Here is a 7742-nt window from a genome sequence, read left to right as displayed (position 1 = left end):
GAAAAAATTCCTGAAGATAGTAAAATGGAATTAGATAGGGCGTTAAAATTATTATCTACAAAGGATATTGGAAAATATTTAGAAGATAATTCCCTAATCATAAAGGAGGCGGCAGAAATGTTAAGCGATTATGATAAGTCTAGCGAGGCTAGAAGATTAAGGGATGCAAGATTAAAGCAGGAATACGAAGAGGGCGTAAGGCTTGAGGCTGCCAAGGATGAGGGTATTGCCCAAGGTAGAGAAGAAGGCATTGCCTTAGGCGAAGGCATTGCTGTAAAAAAACTATTCCAAAATGGAATGAAAAAGGAAGAAATAGCAAAACTACTTAATTTAAGTCTTGAAGAGGTAGAACATTATACAAAATGAAAAATGGGTGCTCGTGCACCCATTATTCATTTTCTTCAACTAAAGCTTCGCCTTTTTCATTAATTGTATATAAAGGTACGATATCCTCATCTAATTCTTCGGGTTTATACATTTTAGAGGTATATAATATTCCATCTAAATGGTCATATTCATGCTGGAAAACAATGGCAGGATATCCTGTAAGAAGCATAGATATATTTTTTAGCTTTCTTGTATTAAAATCATATATTGTACCTTTAACCTTAATAGACATATGTCTTGGTGTAACTAAACCCTCTGTAGTTCTATCTACAGAAAGACATCCTTCACCACCAGGAAGATATGTCATTTTCTTTGATGTAGCTACAATTTGTGGATTAATCCAAGCATAGCAATATTGTTTTTGCTCCTCATCTAGGAAATCCACACAGTTTATTGCGAACATTCTTTTTTCAACACCAACCTGTGGTGCTGCAATACCAACACCAGGTCTGATTTTATATTTTTCTACAAGCTCATCTACAGCAGATACAACCATATATTCGTATAATCCACGAATACAAGCCTCATCATCGCTAGATAGTGGTAGAGATACCTTTTTACATTTTTGATTTAATAAAGCATTTCCTTCTTTTACAATATCTTTTTCTAAATACATTTTTATCACCAAAGGTATTATAGCATATTATCAGGAAATTACAATTATTGAAAATGGGCTAAATATTTATTAAAATGATTGTGAGGTACAGTATGGAAGATTTAGTTAAGGAATATATTGATGAAATAATAAACAGCGATGATTTTAAGAGACTTCTAAAATTAAAGGACATAATCCATAAGGAATATGCCCCTTTAATCATTTCCTTTAAGATGAAGGAAGCAGAATATATAGAGGCTAAGGAAAGACCAGAAATTTTTGATTTAAATCAAAGGCAGAAGGAGTTTTCTATGGCTAAAGCAAATTTATATTCTAAGGAATATGTTAAGGAATATTTCATGCTTGAAGAGAAAATAAATAAGAATATAAATAACGATTTAGATGAATTAAAGAATTTAATATCGAATAAGTTTTTAAAAAGCCCATTTTTGTTATAGGATTATTCTTGACTAACATAAATTGACTTTGCTAAAATGATGTAGATCAGGCGCATAATGTATGGCAGCCGGGCTTAGGCAACAGGATTACCTGTGGGACGAAATAGAAGTCTGCAGGGTTACCTGCAGGGAAGGGCAGGTATTTTTTTTATGGATGAAAACGAATATACCAAAGAGATTGCCAAGGTTGGAATTATTACGATTCTTTTCAATTTAATATTGACCATTTCTAAGGTTGTTGCAGGTATTTTGGCAAAATCAACATCTCTTATTTCAGATGGTATTCACAGTGCATCCGATGTTTTATCGACGATTGTCGTTATTGTAGGTGCCAAAATGGCATCGAAAAAGGCGGATAAGGAGCATCCCTTTGGGCATGAGAGAATGGAATCTGTTGCACTGGTAATATTAGCCGTAATGCTATTTATTACTGCAGGAACGCTTATGTATAATGGCGTAACCTCCATTATTTCCTTCTTTAAGGGAGAATATGAGAATCAAACTGGAGTATTCCTATATATTGCTTTAGGCTTTGCGATTACCTCGATTATCGTTAAGGGTTGGATGTATTTTTATACGAATGCTAAGGCAAAAAAATTAAAATCAGAAACGTTAAGAGCGGATGCTATTCATCACTTGACGGATTCCATTTCAAGTATTGCATCTGTTATAGGTATTATAGGTTTAATTTTAGGTGGTAATATTTTAATATTAGATCCTATTATGACGATCGTCATTTCTTTATTTATTCTAAAGGTTTCTATTGATATTTTTAAGGATGGTATAAATGAATTAATCGATAAAGCAGCTCCAGACGATTTCTTAAAAAACATTCACGAAGATATTCTAAATTATCCTGGAGTATTAGCTATTAATGATTTGAAAAGTAGAATGTTTGGAAGCAAAATTTATATTGAGCTTGAAATTGCAGTATTAGATACTCTAAGCGTAAAGGAGGGCCATGATATTGCAAAGGGAGTGCACGATATGCTAGAGGGAAAATATGATAATATTAAACATTGTATTGTCCATATAGACCCATACTCTATTTCAATAGAAGAAAATGAAAAATAAATGAAAATACTTCAATAACAATGAAATCAGCCTATTCGGCTGATTTTTAAATTTTTTATGATATAATCATAAAATGTGAGGCGATTTATATGGATAAGTTTGAAGAAATTAGCAATTGCTTTCATGCAATTAAACACAATATAATAACCTGTAACGAGTTAGATAAGAATTTATTTTCTTTTAGAGATTATAAGGATTGGTTAGATGCTTATAAAAAAAGAAGTGTTGCGGTAAGAGCGATCTATAAAAAGAATACAGAAATGGTAAATGTAATTAATTCTTATTTAGATAAGGATTTAGACTCTAAAGAGTATGATGCCCTATATATGGGCTATAGAACTCTAGAGGATAGAGATTTACATGATTCTTATTTTATTATTCGTATCATTGATAAGCTCATCCCTTATTATGAGAATATAAAGGATTATAATAAGTTAATTCATTTATATCAGGATAGATGCTACGAATATGGTTGTTTTTTAAGATTAGATGATTCTGCCTTAGAGCAATTAAAGAGCGATTTACATAAGATTAAAGATTTAAGAGTGCATTATAAGGACTTAACTAGCATCAATGAAAGAAGATTAATCTATGTAGCTTACTATAATATTTTAAAAACATTACCTGAATATAGTAACAAATACAATCAGGATATTATAGATGCATTTAAAGAAGCTAAAGCATTTTATCAGTCGAGCGAGATAAAGGATATGATGGACCAAGAAATTGCACATCATGAAGGTAATTTATTAAATATAATGCTACTACATAGCTTTATGTATTATTTAGATGATGGATTATCTCAGCAAATGGAATATATTGATTTAATTGATGAAATCAAGGATACATTTGAGGACGAAATGGATACAGATTTATGTAATGCAGTATTGAATTATTTTCATGATCAAATGAATGATGAGGAATTTGTTTATTATTTAAAGAATTATTTAGGATTCTATTTAAATGATACAAATGAATTGACCTTCAATGAATCCAGTGATGAAATCTTTATTCGTGCAGAAAACCTATTTAATACGGCATTTATGTTCTTTGATTTTTTAAATTGCTCCTATTTGAGTATAAATGAAAGACAAAAGGAATCCTTAAATATAATAAAGGCTATTGCTAGCTTTTTAAATAGAATTCCTCAGGAAAAATATACGATTGCCTTTGATGAGGCAGCATCTACTCTAATTCGTAAGGCGCTACCTTTTATTTCCTCTATTGAGGATAAGGAAAGATTATTAAGGGATATTTTAGTGAAGAATCAACCAGGTAATTACATGCATTCTTTGATGGTTGAAAGGTTATCCTTGGGCATTTTAGATTATATAAATCATTCGAAGGATTTATTATTAAATGAATTCTATAAGATTGGTTTTTCGAATTATGATGAATTAAAATCCTATGTTGCAAGAGCCGCAAGAATTCATGATTTAGGTAAATCCTTATCTACAGGATTAATTACACAGCAATATAGAAGCTTAACCGATTTAGAATATAAATATGTGAAGAAGCATCCAGAAAAGGGTTTAGCATTAATCGGTAATGATAAGGATTTTGCACCATATTTTGATGTTATGCTTGGACATCATAAGGATTATGATGGTAAAAATGGATATCCTGTATACTTTGATAATACGAAATCTAAATATAAGATTGTCATTGATTTAATTAGGATTGCAGATGCAATAGATGCAGGTACGGATTGCTATGGAAGAAATTATTCCTTTGGTAAGAATTTTGATATGCTTTTGCAAGAACTTGTCGATGGCAAGGGCACAAAATATAATCCATTTGTTGTTGAATTTATAAGAAATCATTCGAATTTAATGAATGAGCTTAGATACTATACCATTGATGGTAGATATGAACAAATATATAATACATATTTTAGATAGGAGTTAAGATTATGGCTTGTACAACAATTTTAGTTGGAAAAAAGGCATCTTATGATGGCTCTACTATGGTAGCTAGAAATGACGATGGTCATTTTGACACAAAGAAGGTTATTGTAGTAAACCCAGAAGATCAGCCAAGAAAATATAAAAGTGTCATTGGTATGCTTGAAATAGAGCTTCCAGATAATCCAATTGGATATACCTCTGCACCAAGTGTAGATAAAACACATGGCATTTGGCCTGCAATGGGTATTAATAAGGCAAATGTTGCGATGACTGCAACAGAAACCATCACATCAAATGCGAGAGTGTTAGGTGCTGACCCATTAGTTTTTCCAAAGAAAAAGGAGAATGAAGGTGAAGAGGATATTCCAGGTGGTATTGGCGAAGAGGATTTAGTAACTTTAGTTTTACCTTACATAAAAACTGCAAGAGAAGGCGTTATACGTTTAGGTGGCTTACTTGAAAAATATGGTACCTATGAAATGAATGGTATTGCCTTTCATGACGAAAATGAGGTATGGTGGTTAGAATCTATTGGTGGACACCACTGGATTGCAAGAAGAGTTAAGGATGACGAATATGTCATTATGCCAAACCAATTTGGTCTGGATCGCTTTGATATAGAGGATGCTTTTGGGGACAAAAAGGAAAATATGTGCTCTAGTGATTTATTAGAATTTATAGAAAAAAATCATTTAGATTTTAACAATAATGGAGTATTTAACCCTAGAAACATCTTTGGGTCTCATACGGATTCTGATCATGTATATAACACACCAAGAGCTTGGTTTATGGGAAGGTATTTTAATCCAAAAACTTATAAATGGGATGGAGATAATGCGGATTTCACTCCAGAATCTGATGATATTCCATGGAGCTTAGTACCAGAAAGAAAGATTACACCTGAGGATATAAAATATATATTATCTAGCTATTATCAGGGTACACCTTATAATCCATATCAAAAAGCAAATGACCCAAGAAAGGGCATATATCGCCCTATCGGCATTTCTCGTACAGGTATTATGGCAATTACACAAATTCGTCCATATGTTAAAGATGAAATAAAAGCAATTGAATGGTTATCCTTCGGTTCAAACCCATTCAATTCCTCCTTACCACTATATACGAATGTACTTGAATTACCAGAGTATGTATCGAATGTTACCTTAGATGTTTCTACAGATAATTTCTTCTGGGTAAATCGTTTAATTGGCGTTTTAGCAGATGCAAATTATGGTACATGTATTCAGCATATTGAGCGTTATCAGCTTTCAGTATCCGCAAAGGGGCATGAAATCATCAACGAATATGATAAGAAATTTAATGAATCTGGGGATGTTTTGGTATTAGAGGAAGCAAACAATAAGCTATGTGAAATGGCGAAGAAGGAAGCTCAAAATACATTAAATAAGGTTTTATATCAAGCGTCTTTATCCATGAAATGTGGATATTCTAGAAGTGATAATTAATTAGGAAGGCATTGCCTTCCTTTTTATTTCTCAAAAAATAGTCTTGTCAATTCTTTTCTTTGGTATTATAATAGGGGTACAGTTGGGACAGTTGGTACAAAGGGGGCAGATTTTGTGCAGATTAGCGGAAAAGAAAGCGTATATGAGCAAATTATAAATCATTATAGAAAATATATATCCTTAGGCATATTAAAGCCTCTTGAGAAAATGCCTTCTGTCAGGGAGCTTGCGATTGAAATTGGTGTGAATCACAAGACTGTTGAAAGAGCCTATCAAGAACTGGTGAAGGAAGGATTAATTGAATCTATTCCAAAGAAGGGATATTTTGTTTCAGGCGAGAAAAAGAAAAATCCTATGATTAAGGATGTTTTAAAAAATCTATTCGATCAAGGAGTGACAAAAGAAGAAATCCTTGAGGAATTAGATGCGATATTAAGGGAGGATTTAAAATGATTCGTATTAAAGGAATTAAGAAGTCCTTTGATAAGCTTGTATTAGATGACTTAAATTTAGATATAGAGGATGGAACTATATTTGGACTTGTAGGTATTAATGGTGCAGGTAAATCAACACTTCTAAAAATTATGGCAGGAATCATAAAGCCAGAAGAAGGTCTAGTTTATTATGATGATAAGCCTATTTATGAAAATATTGAGGTAAAGAAGGATGTCTTCTTGCTTCCAGATGATCCATTTTATTCAAGAAATACAACACCAGAAAATCTTATTAAATTATATGAAGCCTTCTATAATTTAGATAAGATTGCTTATTTTGAATACTTAAATGGATTCCAAATACCACTTAAGAAGAGTATGTATAATTTTTCTAAGGGTATGAGAAGACAGGTGTTTGTCGCACTTGCTCTTGCAATAAAGCCCAAATACTTATTTTTAGATGAAGCATTTGATGGCTTAGACCCTTTGGCAAGATTAACCTTGAAAAAGGCTTTACTTAAGGTTCAAGAAGAAAACAACATGACGGTTGTTATATCGAGCCATTCCTTAAGAGAGCTTGAGGACATTTGTGATTCCTATGGGCTATTAGATGCCAAAAAGATTTCATCTAGTGGAAATATTAGTGAGCATTTAGAGGAATATCATAAATATATGATTGCCTTTGGTTGTGAAATGAAGGAAGAAGATTTCAATATAAAATTTATAACATTCAAGCAGGATAAGAGATTTATTACTGTGGTTGTAAAAAATAGTTTAGAAGAAATGACAAAACTGATGGAGGAATATCATCCTCTTGTCATCGATGAAATCAATATTGATTTTGAAGAGCTATTTATTATTGAGGTTGAATCTAGGGGGTATTTAAAATGAGAAAGTATTTCCTATATTTAATTAAGAAAAGATTTCCAATTTATTTAACAGCATTTATTATTTTCCTATTGCTATTTTTAGTTGTAAATAGAGAGGATAATATGATATATGAGGCACAAAATATCCTATATTTACGCGAAGGAATCGTTTCTGTTTATGTAATTTCCCTAGGGTTAGGCTTAGCTATAACCCCTATTGTTGAATTCTCATTTAAAATGAAAAAAATAACAATGGATCAAGCGTATTCCTTGCCTATAAAACGAGAGAAGCTTTATTTAACGAGATATATTATAGGATTTTTGGAAATCGTTGTACCATTTACTCTAAGCTATTTTATATCTTTGCTTGTCATTTTCCCTTGGGCAAATGCTTATTGCAATTTTCTTGGATTCTTTGCGTATTATGGAATGTTACTTGTTTCAGGATTTGTTGTATATTCCATTTTGGTATTCTTCTTTACAAAAGCGAATAATGTAATCGATGGTATACTTTGTACCTTAATGGCAACGATTATTTTATGGCCAGTA

9 protein-coding genes are annotated in these 7742 nt (G+C 31.9%); 8 read left to right on the top strand and 1 reads right to left on the bottom strand.

Features of this window, described 5'->3' with window-relative positions; all coding sequences use genetic code 11:
* On the top strand, positions 1-366 hold a 366-nt coding region (locus SPJ17_RS08740; RefSeq protein ID WP_321094836.1), incomplete at its 5' end, for a hypothetical protein.
* A 22-nt stretch (positions 367-388) separates the two neighbouring features.
* Here the strand turns inward: SPJ17_RS08740 and def are convergent.
* Complete coding sequence (def, locus tag SPJ17_RS08735) at positions 389-1003, bottom strand: peptide deformylase (protein WP_321094834.1); 615 nt, start codon at positions 1001-1003, stop codon at positions 389-391.
* 92 nt (positions 1004-1095) lie between these two features.
* On the opposite strand from def, the gene SPJ17_RS08730 reads away from it, so the two are divergent.
* From SPJ17_RS08730 to SPJ17_RS08700, 7 genes are all read left to right on the top strand, one after another.
* Positions 1096-1440 carry a hypothetical protein gene (locus SPJ17_RS08730; RefSeq protein ID WP_321094832.1) on the top strand — a complete coding sequence of 115 codons (345 nt, stop codon included), beginning with the start codon at positions 1096-1098 and terminating at the stop codon, positions 1438-1440.
* 150 nt (positions 1441-1590) lie between these two features.
* Positions 1591-2514 (top strand): cation diffusion facilitator family transporter, encoded by a 924-nt coding sequence (locus SPJ17_RS08725; protein WP_321094830.1) that lies wholly within the window; start codon positions 1591-1593, stop codon positions 2512-2514.
* 89 nt (positions 2515-2603) lie between these two features.
* Complete coding sequence (locus tag SPJ17_RS08720) at positions 2604-4415, top strand: hypothetical protein (RefSeq protein WP_321094827.1); 1812 nt, start codon at positions 2604-2606, stop codon at positions 4413-4415.
* A gap of 11 nt (positions 4416-4426) precedes the next feature.
* Complete coding sequence (locus SPJ17_RS08715) at positions 4427-5890, top strand: C69 family dipeptidase (RefSeq protein ID WP_321094825.1); 1464 nt, start codon at positions 4427-4429, stop codon at positions 5888-5890.
* Between the two features lie 114 nt (positions 5891-6004).
* Entirely contained in the window at positions 6005-6343 is a 339-nt protein-coding gene (locus SPJ17_RS08710; protein WP_321094823.1) for a GntR family transcriptional regulator, read from the top strand.
* Entirely contained in the window at positions 6340-7215 is an 876-nt protein-coding gene (locus SPJ17_RS08705) for an ABC transporter ATP-binding protein (protein WP_321094821.1), read from the top strand. The genes SPJ17_RS08710 and SPJ17_RS08705 overlap by 4 nt, the downstream gene beginning before the upstream one ends.
* Positions 7212-7742: hypothetical protein (locus tag SPJ17_RS08700; RefSeq protein ID WP_321094819.1), on the top strand; the 531-nt coding region annotated here is incomplete at its 3' end. The genes SPJ17_RS08705 and SPJ17_RS08700, both read left to right, overlap by 4 nt.

It is taken from the genome of Anaeroplasma sp., assembly GCF_034179385.1.
In the GTDB taxonomy this organism is placed as follows: domain Bacteria; phylum Bacillota_I; class Bacilli_A; order Acholeplasmatales; family Anaeroplasmataceae; genus Anaeroplasma.
Note: the sequence above shows the minus strand (reverse complement) of the source record. Positions and strands in the feature narration are given on the sequence as shown.

Excerpts from the sequence above, each read along its gene's own strand:
- SPJ17_RS08730 (WP_321094832.1), top strand. The coding sequence starts at position 1,096 with ATGGAAGATTTAGTTAAGGAATATATTGATGAAATAATAAACAGCGAT.
- SPJ17_RS08715 (WP_321094825.1), top strand. The coding sequence starts at position 4,427 with ATGGCTTGTACAACAATTTTAGTTGGAAAAAAGGCATCTTATGATGGC.
- SPJ17_RS08705 (WP_321094821.1), top strand. The coding sequence starts at position 6,340 with ATGATTCGTATTAAAGGAATTAAGAAGTCCTTTGATAAGCTTGTATTA.
- SPJ17_RS08725 (WP_321094830.1), top strand. The coding sequence starts at position 1,591 with ATGGATGAAAACGAATATACCAAAGAGATTGCCAAGGTTGGAATTATT.
- SPJ17_RS08720 (WP_321094827.1), top strand. The coding sequence starts at position 2,604 with ATGGATAAGTTTGAAGAAATTAGCAATTGCTTTCATGCAATTAAACAC.
- def (WP_321094834.1), bottom strand. The coding sequence starts at position 1,003 with ATGTATTTAGAAAAAGATATTGTAAAAGAAGGAAATGCTTTATTAAAT.